This is a genomic window from Trabulsiella guamensis ATCC 49490 (genome assembly GCF_000734965.1).
In the GTDB taxonomy this organism is placed as follows: Bacteria; Pseudomonadota; Gammaproteobacteria; order Enterobacterales; family Enterobacteriaceae; genus Trabulsiella; species Trabulsiella guamensis.
Genome location: NZ_JMTB01000103.1, coordinates 1 through 15,482, shown reverse-complemented (window position 1 = coordinate 15,482; position 15,482 = coordinate 1). Strand labels below are relative to the sequence as shown.

Here is a 15,482-nt window from a genome sequence, read left to right as displayed (position 1 = left end):
GTCTTAAGGTTGTCTTAAAAAACCGCTGTCACCATGACGAGTATCGTTATCAGCAGGATCTCGTCATGCGCTTACTGTCACGGCGCCCGATGCTTGGGCGGCTTACCTTTATTATGTTGTTCGCGCTCTACATTGCGCTGTTTCTTAACATTGCGTTTTACCAGCAGGCCTTTACGGAACTGCCAGTAGATAATCTGCATAACGGGCTGGTGTTCTTAACCATGCCGGTGGTGGCATTTTGCGTAATCAATATTGTTCTGACGCTGGCCTCGTTTTTATTTCTTGAGCGTCTGTTCATTACGTTGTTTGTGCTGGTCAGCGCCGCTGCGCAATATTTCATTCTGACGTTTGGAGTGATCATTGACCGCTCGATGATCACCAATATTTTTGATACCACCCCCGCTGAAAGTTACGCGTTGTTGTCAACGAAAATGGTGGTGACGCTGCTGCTTTCCGGCGTTCTGGTGATACTCCTCGCCTGGTGGATAAAAACCAAAAATGCCGTACCCGCCTGGAGCAGTATTCTGCGCCGTCTGATTAACATCGCTGTCTCTGCCCTGTTGATAGTCGTCGTGGCGCTACTGTTTTATAAAGATTACGCCTCATTGTTTCGCAATAATAAAGAACTGGTAAAAGCCTTAAATCCATCGAACAGTATTACGGCGGTGAATTCCTGGTATGCACACAATAAGCTGGATAACCTGCCGCTGGTTCGCATTGGCGAAGATGCAAAACAACGCCCGGTAATGCAAAACGGGCCGCGTAAAAATCTCACCATTTTGATCGTCGGTGAAACGTCGCGCGCGGAAAACTTCTCGCTCGGTGGTTATCCGCGCGACACCAATCCACGTTTAGCCAACGATAACGTGATCTATTTCCCGCAAACTGCCTCCTGCGGGACCGCCACAGCGGTTTCAGTGCCGTGCATGTTCTCGGATATGCCACGGGCGAAATATGACGAAGAGCTGGCACACCATCAGGAAGGGTTGCTCGATGTACTGCAACATGCGGGCATTCAGGTGCTGTGGAATGAAAACGACGGCGGCTGCAAAGGGGCCTGCGATCGCGTACCACATCAGGACATAACAAAACTGAATCTGCCGGGGCAATGTATTGCGGGTGAATGTAAAGACGAGGTTCTGTTTCATGAACTCGACAATTACATAAATAACCTGCAGCACGACGGCATTATTGTTCTGCATACCATTGGCAGCCACGGCCCGACCTATTACAACCGTTACCCGGCGCAGTTCCGTCAATTTACGCCGACCTGTGATACCAACGAAATTCAGACCTGCTCTCAGCAGCAGCTGGTGAATACCTACGACAATACCATTCTGTATGCCGATTATATTATCGACAAAGCCATTACTTTGCTGAAATCTAAACAGGACAGGTTCACTACCAGCCTGGTTTATCTCTCTGACCACGGTGAATCACTGGGTGAAAATGGGGTGTATTTGCACGGTCTGCCGTATTCCATCGCCCCGGAAACACAAAAACATGTGCCAATGTTGCTCTGGCTGTCGGATGATTATCAACAGCGCTACGGCATTAATTATCAGTGTCTGAAAACGCGGGCTGCCACCAGCCACTATTCGCAGGATAACCTCTTCCCGACGATGTTAGGTATACTTGGGGTCAGCACCCGGGAATATCAGGCAGCGGACGATATTCTTGCGCCATGCAGAGGAGAAAGCCGATGAAAATATTAGTCATTGAAGACGACGAGCTGTTGTTACAGGGGCTGATTCTGGCAATACAAAGCGAAGGTTACGCCTGCGATGGTGTGTCTACTGCCCACGACGCCGCGCTGTCAATTGCCAATGGTCATTACAGCCTTGTGGTGCTCGATTTAGGCTTACCGGACGAAGACGGTCTGCATTTCCTGGCGCGGCTGAGACGCGAAAAATTCACCCAGCCGGTGCTGATCCTCACCGCGCGTGACACGATCAGTGATCGCATCACCGGTCTTGATACCGGTGCTGATGACTATCTGGTAAAACCTTTCGCCCTTGAAGAACTGAATGCGCGCATCCGCGCCCTGCTCCGCCGTCACCATAATCAGGGTGAAAGCGAGGTGACGGTGGATAACCTGCGTCTGAACGTTACCCGTCGCCAGGTCTGGTTAAGCGATGTGGCGCTGGAGTTGACACCAAAAGAGTACGCATTGCTTTCCCGCCTGATGCTGAAAGCCGGAAGCCCGGTGCATCGTGAAATTCTCTACAACGACATCTACAGCTGGGACAACGAACCCGCCACCAACACTCTGGAGGTGCATATTCACAATCTGCGCGACAAAGTGGGCAAATCCCGCATCCGCACCGTGAGAGGGTTTGGCTATATGCTGGTTACCGGCCCCGGGGCGGATTAATGGCGCTTTTTACAATGCAAAAATGGACGATGCGCAGCAAACTGTTGCTGACGATTGGTATTATCCTGGTGGTGTGCCAGCTCATCAGCGTGTTCTGGCTCTGGCATGAAAGCGAAGAGCAGATCCAGTTACTGGTACAAAGCGCCATTGAAGGCCACAACAATCGCAAACACATCCAGCACGAAGTGCGCGAGGCGGTGGCCAGCCTGCTGATCCCCAGTCTGTTGATCATCGGACTCGCGCTGTTTATCTGCGTGCAGGCGGTAAAACGCATCACCCGTCCACTCGCTGATCTGCAAAAAGAGCTGGAAACCCGCACGCCGGATAACCTGCAACCGATTTGCATCGCCAATAATGTCAGCGAAGTGGAATCCGTCACGTCAGCGATCAACGATCTCGTTTCGCGCCTGACCCAGACACTGGAGCGCGAACGGCTGTTTACCGCTGACGTCGCCCATGAGCTGCGTACGCCACTCGCCGGGTTGCGCCTGCACCTGGAACTGATGGCAAAATCTCATGCCATTCAGGTGGCACCGTTATTACAGCGTCTTGATCAGATGACAGAAAGTATCGCCCAGCTCCTGCAACTGGCGCGGGTCGGCCAGTCTTTTTCGGCAGGCAGTTATCAGCAGGTGGATCTGGATAACGATGTGGTAGAGGCAGAACGCCCTGAGCTGGAACGTATTCTCGCCCAGCGCCAGCAAACGCTTGTTATTAACCCTTCAACACGGGAAGCGGCGGTCCAGGGAGATGCCACGCTGCTGCGCGTCCTGCTGCGTAACCTGGTGGAAAATGCCCATCGCTACAGCCCGGAAGGCTCCACCATCACCCTCAGCGTTGAATACGATGCTGGCCCGGTACTGGCAGTGGAAGATGAAGGCCCGGGGATTGATGAAGCAAAAAGCGGTGAACTCAGCAAAGCGTTTGTACGAATGGACAGCCGTTACGGCGGCATCGGGCTTGGGTTGAGTATTGTCTCCCGCATCGCGCAACTTCACGATGCGAAATTCTTTCTCAACAACCGCAAACCCGCAGCCGGCGCGCGCGCATGGGTCAGATTCCACGCGCTACAGCGGTGATCAGTAAGTGATGGCCCAATGGTAAGCGAAACCGGTGACCAGCAGCAAAGAGACCAGCACAGCGAGATATTCACGTATTTGTAATTTTGGCATGGACACTATCCTCATTAAACTGAGGACAGTGTCGCCGGATAATATTAAGCAAACATTAAGGTCGGGCGTTCATCTGCCAAAAATCATGAAGCCGCAATAAACAGGTCGCGCAGTTGATGGAGCTGATCGCGGATGGCTGCCGCTTCTTCGAATTCGAGGTTCTGCGCATGCTGCATCATCTGCGCTTCCAGCTCGTGGATCTTCTGCTGTAGCGCTTTCGGCGTTAAGGCAACGCTGTCTTCCTCGACGATGCGCAGTTTACCTCGAGCTTTGGCTTTGGTTTTCGCGATGCCTGCACCGAGCGCCAGAATATCCACCACTTTCTTGGTGAGCCCTTGCGGCACAATGCCATGTTCGTCGTTGTAACGCTGTTGTTTCTCACGACGTCGTTCCGTCTCGCCAATCGCTTTCGCCATAGACGGCGTGATCTTATCGCCGTACAGAATTGCTTTACCATTGATGTTACGCGCCGCACGACCAATGGTCTGGATCAGCGAGCGTTCGGAACGCAGGAAGCCTTCTTTGTCGGCATCGAGAATAGCCACCAGCGACACTTCCGGCATATCCAGCCCTTCTCGCAACAGGTTGATCCCCACCAGCACGTCGAACTCGCCTAGACGCAAATCGCGGATGATCTCCATACGCTCTACCGTGTCGATGTCTGAGTGGAGATAGCGCACGCGTTCGCCGTGCTCTTCCAGATATTCCGTTAAATCTTCTGCCATGCGCTTGGTCAGCGTCGTTACCAGTACGCGCTCGTTGATAGCGGCGCGGATGCGGATTTCAGAGAGCAGATCATCCACCTGCGTCGCCACCGGCCGGACTTCGATGACCGGATCAAGCAGGCCTGTCGGCCGCACGACTTGATCCACCACATCGCCGCCAGATTTCTCCAGCTCGTAGTTGCCCGGCGTTGCGGAAACGTAGATCGACTGCGGTGCCAGCGCCTCGAACTCTTCAAACTTCAACGGTCGGTTGTCCAGCGCGGACGGCAAGCGAAACCCGTATTCCACCAGTGTCTCTTTACGGGCGCGGTCGCCGCGATACATCCCACCGATCTGTGGGATGGTAACGTGGGATTCGTCAATCACCAGCAGACCGTCGGCAGGCAGGTAATCAAACAGCGTCGGCGGCGGTTCACCCGGCCCGCGCCCGGAGAGAAAGCGCGAGTAGTTTTCGATGCCGGAGCAGTAGCCAAGCTCGTTCATCATCTCCAGATCAAACTGCGTGCGCTGGGTGAGACGCTGCTCTTCAAGCAGTTTATTGTTCGCCAGCAGCACTTTCCGGCGATCAGCCAGTTCGTCTTTGATCTCTTCCATCGCCTGCACGATACGCTCGCGAGGGGTAACGTAGTGCGTTTTCGGATAGATGGTGTAACGCTGAATGGTCGATTCGATATGACCGGTTAACGGGTCGAACAGCGACAGGCGCTCGACCTCTTCATCAAACAATTCAATACGCAGCGCAATGTCGTCGGATTCCGCCGGGAACACGTCGATCACCTCGCCACGCACGCGGAAGGTGCCGCGCTGGAAAGCCTGGTCATTACGCGTGTACTGTAATTCGGCGAGGCGACGGAGGATAGAACGCTGATCAACAATCATGCCGACCGTCAGGTGCAGCATCATTTTCAGGTAGAGATCAGGGTCGCCGAGGCCGTAAATCGCCGACACTGACGCCACCACGATGACGTCACGCCGCTCGAGCAGCGCTTTGGTTGCCGACAGTCGCATCTGTTCAATGTGCTCGTTCACCGACGCGTCTTTCTCGATGAAGGTGTCCGAGCTGGGCACGTAGGCTTCCGGCTGATAGTAATCGTAGTAAGAGACGAAATACTCCACCGCGTTCTCAGGGAAAAATTCCTTCATTTCGCCATACAGTTGCGCCGCCAGTGTTTTGTTGGGCGCCAGCACCATCGTCGGGCGCTGGAGGTCGGCAATCACGTTGGCAATGGTAAACGTCTTACCTGAGCCCGTTACGCCAAGCAGCGTCTGATGAGCCAGGCCGTCTTCCAGCCCCTCTTTCAGTTTGTCGATGGCCGCAGGCTGGTCGCCTGAAGGACGGAAAGCGGAATGCAGCTTGAACGGTTTACTCATGAATGACGACCTGTGAAGGAATGGACGGCAGGAAAGTAATTTTACTCGCCACGCCCCATTTTGCCAACTAAAAATACTGGATATAAAAACAGTAACATATTATCGTATCTCTGATACTCCCCTCTTAAAGTGTGAGAGTTGCCGCTTAATTTTCACCGCAACGATATAAAACACCAGACAACCGAGGTTATCCCCAGAATTTTTTCTCTTTTAACATTTGTCAAGTCAGGTAATGAAACTTTTATGGCAAGGCATGACACTTTTCTTACAGCCATTGATTTTATCTAACTTGCTAATTTAAAAGACAAATCTTCAAAAGCCGTCTTTCGCAGCAATTAAGGCGTAAGCCGCGTGGCTTCTCGTTTGCCGCAGGTTTTCTAACTCTAATACACAAGGTTATCCACAGGAATAGTGGATAACTGCGCCCAGGCCATATCCAGGGCTTAATGGCGAAAAACGCTCACCCGCGAAACCTCCGCGGGAAAAATTATTTATCGCTATTTTTTGATGTTTTTTCGCTAACGAGAGGGGCAATATCAGACGCGATCCTTATCACAATTCCGATCTTTTCCCTGATCGAATTGACTGAGATCGAGATATTTTCCTAATTCGTAAGAATCGACCTCGTTATCCAGCCAGGGAATTTCACCCAGCAGCGGCGCTGGCAGCATTCGCGTTAACGTCGCCATGTATTCCTGATGACGTCGCCCCGGCGGCGTCACGTCGTTCGCCACCCAGCCTGCCAGGCGCAATCCCGCCTGCTGCACCGCCTGCGCGGTCAGTAAGGCGTGGTTGATACAGCCCAGTTTGACGCCCACCACCAGGATCACCGGCAGGCGCTCCGCGACCACCCAATCGGCAAAACTGAGCGATGGCGACAGGGGGGTGTACCAGCCACCCGCCCCTTCCACCAGTACCCAGTCAGCCAGCGTTTCCAGCTCGCGCAGACCCGCTGAGAGCGTTTCCGCGTATATCGGCCGTTGTTCATCCGCGCTAACAATGTGTGGCGATGTCGGCTCTTCAAAGGTGTAGGGATTCACCTGTTCATAGCGCAAGGAGACAGCACTGTTGCGCTGTAATGCCAGCGCGTCGCTGTTACGCAGCCCTGCCGAAGTAATATCACTACCGGAAGCCACAGGCTTGTAACCTGCCGTGCGCAGGCCCAAACGATTCGCCGCCTGCAACAGTGCACAACTGGCGACGGTTTTCCCGACTTCGGTATCCGTACCGGTGACAAAATAACGTTCAGACACGTTCAATAACTCCCCAAAAAAGATGATAGGTCAGCGGACAGACGCCCGCCTGCTGCGGCCACGCCAGTTGAAGCGCCCTGAGACGACCGCGGGTTAATAATTGCGCCGAACGCCCCTCATGCAGATGCGTGGCGCCAATGCCCTTCAACGAGCGCATCGCACTCAGCGCGTCGGGGAAGGACAACGTAATGGATTCCACCCGGGAGTGACTCTGCCAGCGGGATAGCGCCGTACAGAGCGTCTCCCCGGTGAGAAAACGGTTCGCATGCGGTCGATCATCCACTGCCTGCCAGGCCTGATTCAACTCTGGTAGCGAGCCTGCCGCCAGAGTGGTGAACGCCAGCACGCCGCCGGGGCGCACCACACGGTACAACTCATCCAGCGCGGCGTTCAGATCATCGCACCACTGCACAGCGAGATTGCTCCAGACCAAATCAAACTGCGCATCGGCCAGCGGCAGGGCTTCGATATCCGCTGCGACGTAATGATGTGCCACCTGATTCAGACGTGCCTGCCTGAGCATCTGCGACGACAGATCCAGTGCGGTGACCTCGCTGCCGCTGTTTTTCCAGTAACGACTGACCGTACCCGGCCCGCAGCCGGCATCCAGCACACGGGAAAAGGTGCGCGCCGGGAGTTCCGCCAGTAGCCGCTGTGCACTCCGACGCTGAAGTTCATCATGCTGCTGATAGTGCGATGCCGCGCGACCAAACGCGGCGGCAACCGCCTGCTTATTGACGGGCGCCATGTAACACCTCCAGCAACCGTTCGATGTCCTGCCCCTGATGCGCCGCGGTTAACGTCAGTCGCAACCGCGCCGTACCGGCGGGCACTGTCGGCGGGCGGATCGCCGTCACCCAACAGCCCTGCTCACGCAGACGCTGCGCTAACGCCAGCGCCTGATCATTTTCGCCGACAATGAGCGGCTGTATCGCGCTCTGTGAATCGGTCAGCGTCAGCCCCAGTGTCCGGGCACCACGCCGAAACGCGCGGATATGACTGGCGAGAGTTTCCCGCCGTTGCTGCCCGTCGTCGCTGCGGATGATCTCCAGCGCCGCACGCAACGCCACTGCCTGCGCCGGGGGCATCGCGGTGCTGTAGATCAGATGGCGGGCAAACTGCAGCAGATAATCCGCCACTGTGTCGCTACACAACACCGCCGCGCCGCTCTGACCAAAGGCTTTGCCAAAGGTCACCACCAGCAGTTCAGGACGAACGTTTTGCGCATCGCAACTGCCACGCCCCTGCGCACCAGTCACGCCGATGCCGTGGGCGTCGTCGACCATCAGCCAGGCGCCGGACGTCCGGGTTGCCTCGTGAATGGCCGCCAGCGGCGCGGCGTCGCCATCCATGCTGAAAATGCCTTCAGTAATCGCCAGTTGTTGCCCGTCAGGCGCAGTCGCCAGCAACCGTTGCAAGTGGGAAACATCGTTGTGAGTAAAGCGCCGGAGTTGCGCCGGGCTGAGGCTGGCAGCCTCCAGCAGTGAGGCATGACTGAGACGGTCAGCCACCAGCCGATCGTCTTTTCCGGCCAGTGCGGCGATCACCGCCTGATTGGCGGCGAATCCGGAAATAAACAACAACGCGCGTGGGTAACCAAGCCATTCAGCCAGTGACGCTTCCAGTTGTTGATGCGCGACGGTGTAGCCGCTAACATGCCCGGAGCCGCCGCTGCCGACGCCATAGCGCGCCGCGCCCTCCTGCCAGGCGGCAACCGCCTGCGGATGCTGGCTCAGCCCCAGATAGTCATTGCTGGAAAAATTGAGCCAGCGCTCGCCGTCGCGCTGCAACCAGCGTCCCGCGCCGTGTTCCACGGCCACACGGCGGCGAAAGGCATCCGCCGCACGTCGTTCGTTCAGCGCGGCGTTAATGCGTTGCTGCCAGCTCATACCGCTGCCGCGTTATAGTACTGTTCGGTATCCGGCGAGCGCAGCGCCTGCTCCAGTCGCTGTTGCTGTTCGTTATCGCCAGCGGTGACTTCCGTTTGTTGCGGATTGAGCCCCAGTTTACGGAACAACTGCAGATCTTTATCCTCTTCCGGGTTTGGCGTGGTCAATAGTTTGCAACCGTAGAAAATGGAATTGGCACCCGCCATAAAGCACATCGCCTGGGTCTGCTCGTTCATCTGCTCGCGGCCCGCGGACAGACGCACATGTGAGGTCGGCATCATGATGCGCGCCACCGCGATGGTGCGGATGAAATCAAAGGCGTCAACGTCGTCGTTATCCGCCAGCGGGGTACCTTTCACCTTCACCAGCATGTTGATCGGCACACTTTCCGGCGGCACCGGCAGGTTTGCCAGCTGCAGCAGCAGACCCGCCCTGTCTTTCTCGGTTTCACCCAGACCGACGATGCCGCCTGAACAGACTTTTATGCCGGCATCACGCACTTTGCCGAGCGTGTCGAGACGTTCCTGATAACTGCGGGTGGTGATGATGTTGCCGTAAAATTCCGGCGAGGTATCGAGATTGTGGTTGTAGTAATCCAGTCCGGCGGAGGCCAGCCGTTGTGCCTGATCATCAGTGAGCGTACCGAGTGTCATGCAGGCTTCCAGCCCCATCGCCTTCACACCCTGCACCATTTGCTCGAGATACGGCATATCGCGCTCATGCGGGTTTTTCCATGCCGCACCCATGCAGAAACGGGTCGAACCGGCATTTTTCGCTTTTCGCGCCGACTCCAGCACCTGTTCCACTTCCATCAGACGCTCGGCTTCCAGCCCGGTTTTGTAGCGGGCGCTCTGCGGGCAGTATTTACAGTCTTCCGGGCAGGCCCCGGTTTTAATTGACAGCAGAGTGCTGACCTGAACCTGGCGCGGGTCGAAGTGCTGACGGTGCACCTGTTGGGCTTCAAACAGCAGCTCCAGAAAAGGCTTCTCAAATAACTCAGTGACTTGCGACATTGTCCAGCGTGCGTGGTGAGCCATAGGCGTCTCCAAAAAGGTTTTGTTAATTTTTGCTTCGGTGTAAACTTGTAAACCTAAAACTTTTCAAAATGGTTTACAAGTCGATTATGACAATGGACGATCTCGCCTTCGATCAGCGCCACATCTGGCACCCCTATACTTCGATGACCCAACCGCTGCCGGTGTACCCGGTAGTTTCCGCCTATGGCTGCGAGCTGGAGCTGGCTAACGGCAAGCGTCTGGTGGATGGTATGTCGTCGTGGTGGGCGGCGATTCATGGTTACAACCATCCGCGCCTTAATGCGGCGATGAAAACGCAGATCGACCAGATGTCGCATGTGATGTTCGGCGGCATTACTCACCCTTCCGCCGTCGCGCTGTGCCGACGTCTGGTGGCGATGACGCCGGAAGCACTTGAATGCGTATTCCTCGCCGATTCCGGCTCAGTCGCAGTTGAAGTGTCGATGAAAATGGCGCTGCAGTACTGGCAGGCGAAGGGCGAGCCGCGTCAACGTTTTCTCACCTTCCGCAATGGTTATCACGGCGATACATTTGGCGCGATGTCAGTGTGCGACCCGGATAACTCAATGCACAGCCTGTGGAAGGGATATCTGCCGGAAAACCTGTTCGCACCCGCGCCGCAGAGCCGTTTTGACGGCGAGTGGGACGAGCGCGATATGGTAGCCTTCGCCCGTCAGATGGCGGCACACCGCCATGAAATCGCGGCGGTCATTATCGAACCCATCGTGCAGGGCGCAGGCGGGATGCGCATGTACCATCCGCAATGGCTGAAGCGTATCCGTCAGATGTGTGATCGTGAAGGGATCCTGTTGATTGCCGATGAGATCGCCACCGGATTTGGCCGTACCGGTAAGTTGTTCGCCTGTGAGCATGCTGAAATTGCCCCGGATATTCTCTGCCTCGGCAAAGCCCTGACCGGCGGCACGATGACCCTTTCCGCAACGCTGACCACCCGTGACGTGGCGGATACCATCAGCAACGGCGAGGCCGGTTGTTTCATGCACGGCCCGACGTTTATGGGTAATCCACTGGCCTGCGCCGTCGCCAGCGAAAGCCTGGCAATTCTTGACGATGGCACCTGGCAAACACAGGTGGCCGCCATTGAGACACAGCTTAAGCATGAGCTGGCGGCCGTGCGGGGCAATGAACGGGTCGCTGACGTGCGCGTGCTGGGTGCCATCGGCGTGGTAGAAACGCATCAGCCGGTTAATATGGCGCGTTTGCAAAAATTCTTTGTCGAACAGGGTGTGTGGATCCGTCCGTTTGGCCGCCTGATCTACCTGATGCCGCCGTACATTATTCGCCCGGAACAGCTGACTCGCCTGACGGATGCCGTCAGAAGCGCCATTAACGACAACACGCTGTTTGCGCAGTGATCTACACTGAGGCGTTAGTAGGTTAATAAGGAGCATCAATGAAACTTATCAGTCACGATCTCAAAGACGGTGAAAAGTTGCCGGCCCGACAGGTCTTTAACGGCATGGGCTACAACGGTGACAATATTTCCCCTCATCTGGCGTGGGACGACGTCCCGGCAGGTACCAAAAGCTTTGTAGTGACCTGTTATGATCCCGATGCGCCAACCGGCTCCGGCTGGTGGCACTGGGTAGTCGTAAACCTGCCAGCCGATACCCGCGTTCTGCCGCAAGGCGCCGGTTCCAGTATTTCTGATTTACCTGAAGGCGCGCTGCAGACACGGACGGATTTCGGTAAAGCCGGCTATGGCGGCGCCGCGCCACCGAAAGGGGAAACGCACCGCTACATTTTTACTGTTCATGCGCTCGATGTGGATAAAATCGACGTCGATGCCGATGCCAGCGGTGCGATGGTCGGCTTTAACGTGCACTTCCACAGTCTGGCCAGCGCCTCGATTACCGCCCTGTTCAGTTAAAAAATCGCCCGGTTGACCGGGCGATTTTCTCAGTATTCCGTTACCGCGGCTTCTGCTCGCTTTTTAGCACGGGTAAACCAGATCACCGTCAGCAATGCAAGCCATACCAGCCCGGCAATCAGCGCGACCCGCGTCTCTTCCACCCAGCCGAGCACCACGATCACCAGTCCCATTAACAGCAGCGTCAGTAGCGGCGCCAGCGGCCAGAACGGCAGCGGGAAAGCGATTTCGTCACGCTCCTGCGGCGTCAGGCTGCGACGCATGGCGAAATGCGACAGCAGGATCATCAGCCACACCCAGATAGTGGCGAAGGTCGCCAGCGAGGCGATCAGCACGAAGATCTGCTCCGGTATTAACCAGTTAAGCACGACAGCTACCAGCAGCGCGCCCCCCATCACCACGACAGTCATCCACGGCACACCATTGCTGGCGATACGCAGAAAGCTTTTTGGTGCCAGGCCTTCTTTCGCCATCCCGTACATCATGCGGCCTGCGCCGAAGATGTTGCTGTTAATCGCCGAGATAGCCGCGCTGATCACGATAACGTTGAGAATATTCGCCGCCGCCGGAATGCCCAGCCCGCTGAAAATCAGGACGAAGGGACTCCCCGCCTGGCCGATGCTGTTCCACGGGAATATTGCCATCAGGATCATCAGCGTACAGATGTAAAACAGCACAATACGCAGAGGAATCGTATTGATGGCCTGCGGGATCACTTTTTGTGGATCCTGCGCTTCGGCGGCGGTAATACCGATAATTTCAATTCCGCCGAAAGCAAACATCACGATCCCCAGCGACGCGATCACCCCGCCCCAGCCGTTTGGCGCAAAACCGCCATGCGACCAGAGATTCGACAACCCGGTCGCCGGGAAAGCATGACCAAAGCCGAAAAACATGATCCCGGCACCTGCGGCAATCATGGCGATGATCGCCGCTACTTTTACCAGCGACAACCAGAACTCCATTTCACCGAAGATCCTTACGTGGCAGAGATTCAGAGCGCCAATAAAACAGATGATACTCATCACCCAGATCCAGCGCGGCACGTCGGGGTACCACAATCCCATGTAAATGCCGAAAGCAGTGACGTCGGCAAGACAGACGATGACCATTTCAAAGGTGTAGGTCCAGCCAGTGATAAACCCCGCCAGCGGCCCGAGATAATGCCGGGCATAGCTTCCGAATGAGCCGGAGATGGGATTGCGCACCGCCATTTCACCGAGGGCGCGCATGACAATAAATACTGCCGCGCCGCCGATAAGATAGGCCAGCAACACGGCAGGCCCGGCGGCCTGAATCGCCGCCGCAGATCCGTAGAATAACCCGGTGCCGATGGCGGAACCGAGAGCAATGAAGCGAATATGACGGGCATTCAGCCCGCGCAGCAGATGAGGCTTATGTTGTTGTTGCATTTGCGATTGTCCTGCTCGTTATTATGTGACAGCAAAAATGCGCGTAGGGCGGTCAGGAGGCGGAATGCCCCCTGACACGGGTACAGAAACAACAGAGATTAGATTTGACTGGGTAATACTGGAGGTAGCAGTTTCGCCAGATGGCGTTCTGCCAGTAACGTTGTGGCGCTATCGATGTCTGGTGCGAAATAGCGGTCTTTGTCATAGTGCGACACGCGTTCGCGCAGCAGATGGCGCGCCTGCTCCAGCAGCGGGCTGGTGGTCAGCCCTTCGCGCATATCCATCCCCTGGCAGGCTGACAGCCACTCCACCGCGATCACGCCGCGGGTGTTGGCAGCCATTTCCCATAAGCGACGACCGGCAGCAGGCGCCATGGAGACGTGGTCTTCCTGGTTGGCGGAAGTTGGCAGACTGTCGACGCTGTGCGGATGCGCCAGCGCTTTGTTCTCGCTCGCCAGCGCGGCGGCAGTCACCTGCGCAATCATAAAGCCGGAGTTTACCCCACCGTTTTTCACCAGGAATGGCGGCAGTTGCGACATATGGCTGTCCATCAACAGCGCGATGCGGCGCTCCGACAGCGAACCGATTTCGGCAATCGCCAGCGCGATGTTATCCGCCGCCATCGCCACCGGTTCGGCGTGGAAGTTACCGCCGGAGATAACATCGTTTTCCGCCGCGAACACCAGCGGGTTATCAGAAACGGCGTTGGCTTCGGTCAGTAACACCTCAGAGGCGTAACGCAACTGGGTCAGACACGCGCCCATCACTTGCGGCTGACAGCGCAGCGAGTACGGATCCTGCACTTTGCTGCAATTTTCATGGGACTGCGATACCGCGCTGGTGTCAGTCAGTACATGGCGATACAGCGCCGCCGCATCAATTTGCCCGCGCTGCCCACGCACGTCGTGAATACGGGCGTCGAACGGACGACGAGAGCCCAGCGCCGCTTCGGTGGTTAATGCGCCGCATACCACCGCCGAGGCGAAAAGATCTTCCGCTTCGAACAACCCGCGCAGGGCGAACGCTGTAGACGTTTGCGTACCGTTGAGTAGCGCCAGCCCCTCTTTGGCTGCCAGCGTCAGCGGCGCCAGCCCGGCTTTCTTCAGCGCTTCCGCGGCGGGCAACCACTCGCCCTGCCAGCGCGCTTTGCCTTCACCCAGCAACGTCAGCGACATGTGCGCCAGCGGGGCCAGGTCGCCGGACGCGCCGACCGATCCCTTCGCCGGGATCCACGGATAAACGCCGGCGTTCACCATCGCCACCAGCGTCTGGATCACCTGCAGGCGAATACCGGAGAAACCGCGCGCGAGGCTGTTGATCTTCAGCACCATGATAAGGCGCACCATCGCGTCATCCAGCGGTTCGCCAACGCCCGCCGCGTGGGACAGCACCAGCGAGCGTTGCAGATTTTCTAAGTCTTCATTTGCGATACGGGTCGACGCCAGCAGGCCAAAGCCCGTATTAATGCCATAGGCCGTGCGTCCTTCCGCCATAATGGCGTTGACGCAAGCCACACTCTCGTTGATAGCGGCGAAGGCGCCGTCATCCAGCGTCAGCTGCAGCGGTTGGCTGTAAATATCGCGCAGTTGCGACAGCGTCAACTGGCCGGGAATAAGCGTTAATGTTTTCATAATTAGCGATTCCCCTGCGTTGCGGAGATCATAGGAAGATTGAGCCCCTGCTCTGCGGCGCAGTCAATCGCGATATCGTACCCGGCATCGGCATGACGCATAACGCCAGTCGCCGGATCGTTGTGCAGCACACGGGCGATGCGCGCGGCGGCTTCGTCAGTACCGTCACAGACGATGACCATGCCGGAGTGCTGGGAGAAGCCCATTCCCACGCCGCCGCCATGGTGCAGTGAAACCCAGGTCGCACCGCTGGCAGTATTGAGCAGCGCGTTCAGCAACGGCCAGTCAGAGACCGCATCGGAGCCGTCACGCATTGCTTCAGTTTCACGGTTTGGACTGGCGACAGAGCCAGAGTCGAGATGGTCACGGCCGATAACGATCGGCGCGGAGACTTCACCGCTGCGCACCATTTCGTTAAACGCCAGACCGAGCTTCTGACGCCACTCCAGCCCCACCCAGCAGATACGCGCTGGCAGACCCTGGAAGCTGATGCGCTCGCGCGCCATATCCAGCCAGTGATGCAGATGCTTGTCATCTTTGATGATCTCTTTCACTTTAGCATCGGTTTTGTAGATATCCTGCGGATCGCCGGAGAGCGCAACCCAACGGAACGGACCGATGCCACGGCAGAACAGCGGGCGAATATAGGCCGGAACGAAGCCCGGGAAGTCGAACGCGTTGTCGACGCCCATCTCTTTCGCCATCTGGCGGATGTTGTTGCCGTAAT

General features: G+C 56.7%; 13 protein-coding genes. 5 read left to right on the top strand and 8 right to left on the bottom strand.

Annotation, left to right across the window (positions count from 1 at the left end):
* Positions 1–65: 65 nt before the first annotated feature.
* The 3 genes from eptA to pmrB are packed head-to-tail and all read left to right on the top strand — an operon-like array spanning position 66 to position 3,453.
* Complete coding sequence (eptA, locus tag GTGU_RS17185; RefSeq protein WP_038159816.1) at positions 66–1,706, top strand: phosphoethanolamine transferase EptA; 1,641 nt, start codon at positions 66–68, stop codon at positions 1,704–1,706.
* Positions 1,703–2,374 (top strand): two-component system response regulator PmrA, encoded by a 672-nt coding sequence (gene pmrA, locus GTGU_RS17180; protein WP_038159813.1) that lies wholly within the window; start codon positions 1,703–1,705, stop codon positions 2,372–2,374. The genes eptA and pmrA overlap by 4 nt, the downstream gene beginning before the upstream one ends.
* The gene (gene pmrB, locus GTGU_RS17175) at positions 2,374–3,453 is read left to right on the top strand and encodes a two-component system sensor histidine kinase PmrB (RefSeq protein WP_038159811.1); all 1,080 of its coding nucleotides are present in this window, start codon (positions 2,374–2,376) and stop codon (positions 3,451–3,453) included. Before pmrA ends, pmrB begins: the two co-directional genes overlap by 1 nt.
* Positions 3,454–3,629: 176 nt before the next feature.
* Here the strand turns inward: pmrB and uvrB are convergent, their stop codons facing one another.
* The 5 genes from uvrB to bioB all read right to left on the bottom strand — a co-directional run bounded on the left by uvrB (position 3,630) and on the right by bioB (position 9,821).
* Positions 3,630–5,642: an excinuclease ABC subunit UvrB gene (gene uvrB, locus GTGU_RS17170; RefSeq protein ID WP_038159810.1), complete on the bottom strand. Its 2,013-nt coding sequence runs from the start codon at positions 5,640–5,642 to the stop codon at positions 3,630–3,632.
* 536 nt (positions 5,643–6,178) lie between these two features.
* Entirely contained in the window at positions 6,179–6,895 is a 717-nt protein-coding gene (gene bioD / locus GTGU_RS17165) for a dethiobiotin synthase (protein WP_051857383.1), read from the bottom strand.
* A complete protein-coding gene (gene bioC / locus GTGU_RS17160) occupies positions 6,888–7,643 on the bottom strand; it encodes a malonyl-ACP O-methyltransferase BioC (RefSeq protein ID WP_038159807.1) in 756 nt (251 codons plus the stop codon). Before bioC ends, bioD begins: the two co-directional genes overlap by 8 nt.
* Positions 7,627–8,784, bottom strand: a complete 1,158-nt coding sequence (gene bioF, locus GTGU_RS17155; protein ID WP_038159804.1) for an 8-amino-7-oxononanoate synthase — start codon at positions 8,782–8,784, stop codon at positions 7,627–7,629. Before bioF ends, bioC begins: the two co-directional genes overlap by 17 nt.
* On the bottom strand, positions 8,781–9,821 hold the full coding sequence (gene bioB / locus GTGU_RS17150) for a biotin synthase BioB (RefSeq protein ID WP_038159801.1): 1,041 nt from the start codon (positions 9,819–9,821) through the stop codon (positions 8,781–8,783). The genes bioF and bioB overlap by 4 nt, the downstream gene beginning before the upstream one ends.
* A gap of 86 nt (positions 9,822–9,907) precedes the next feature.
* Here bioB and bioA point away from each other — a divergent pair, with 86 nt between their 5' ends.
* Positions 9,908–11,197 carry an adenosylmethionine--8-amino-7-oxononanoate transaminase gene (bioA, locus tag GTGU_RS17145; protein WP_038159798.1) on the top strand — a complete coding sequence of 430 codons (1,290 nt, stop codon included), beginning with the start codon at positions 9,908–9,910 and terminating at the stop codon, positions 11,195–11,197.
* Positions 11,198–11,235: 38 nt separating this feature from the next.
* Positions 11,236–11,712: a kinase inhibitor gene (locus tag GTGU_RS17140; protein ID WP_038159795.1), complete on the top strand. Its 477-nt coding sequence runs from the start codon at positions 11,236–11,238 to the stop codon at positions 11,710–11,712.
* Between the two features lie 29 nt (positions 11,713–11,741).
* On the opposite strand, the gene GTGU_RS17135 is transcribed toward GTGU_RS17140, so the two are convergent.
* The 3 genes from GTGU_RS17135 to hutU form a co-directional block, all read right to left on the bottom strand.
* Positions 11,742–13,124: an amino acid permease gene (locus GTGU_RS17135; RefSeq protein ID WP_038159791.1), complete on the bottom strand. Its 1,383-nt coding sequence runs from the start codon at positions 13,122–13,124 to the stop codon at positions 11,742–11,744.
* A 98-nt stretch (positions 13,125–13,222) separates the two neighbouring features.
* Complete coding sequence (hutH, locus tag GTGU_RS17130; protein WP_038159789.1) at positions 13,223–14,755, bottom strand: histidine ammonia-lyase; 1,533 nt, start codon at positions 14,753–14,755, stop codon at positions 13,223–13,225.
* Between the two features lie 2 nt (positions 14,756–14,757).
* Positions 14,758–15,482: urocanate hydratase (gene hutU, locus GTGU_RS17125; protein WP_038159787.1), on the bottom strand; the 725-nt coding region annotated here is incomplete at its 5' end.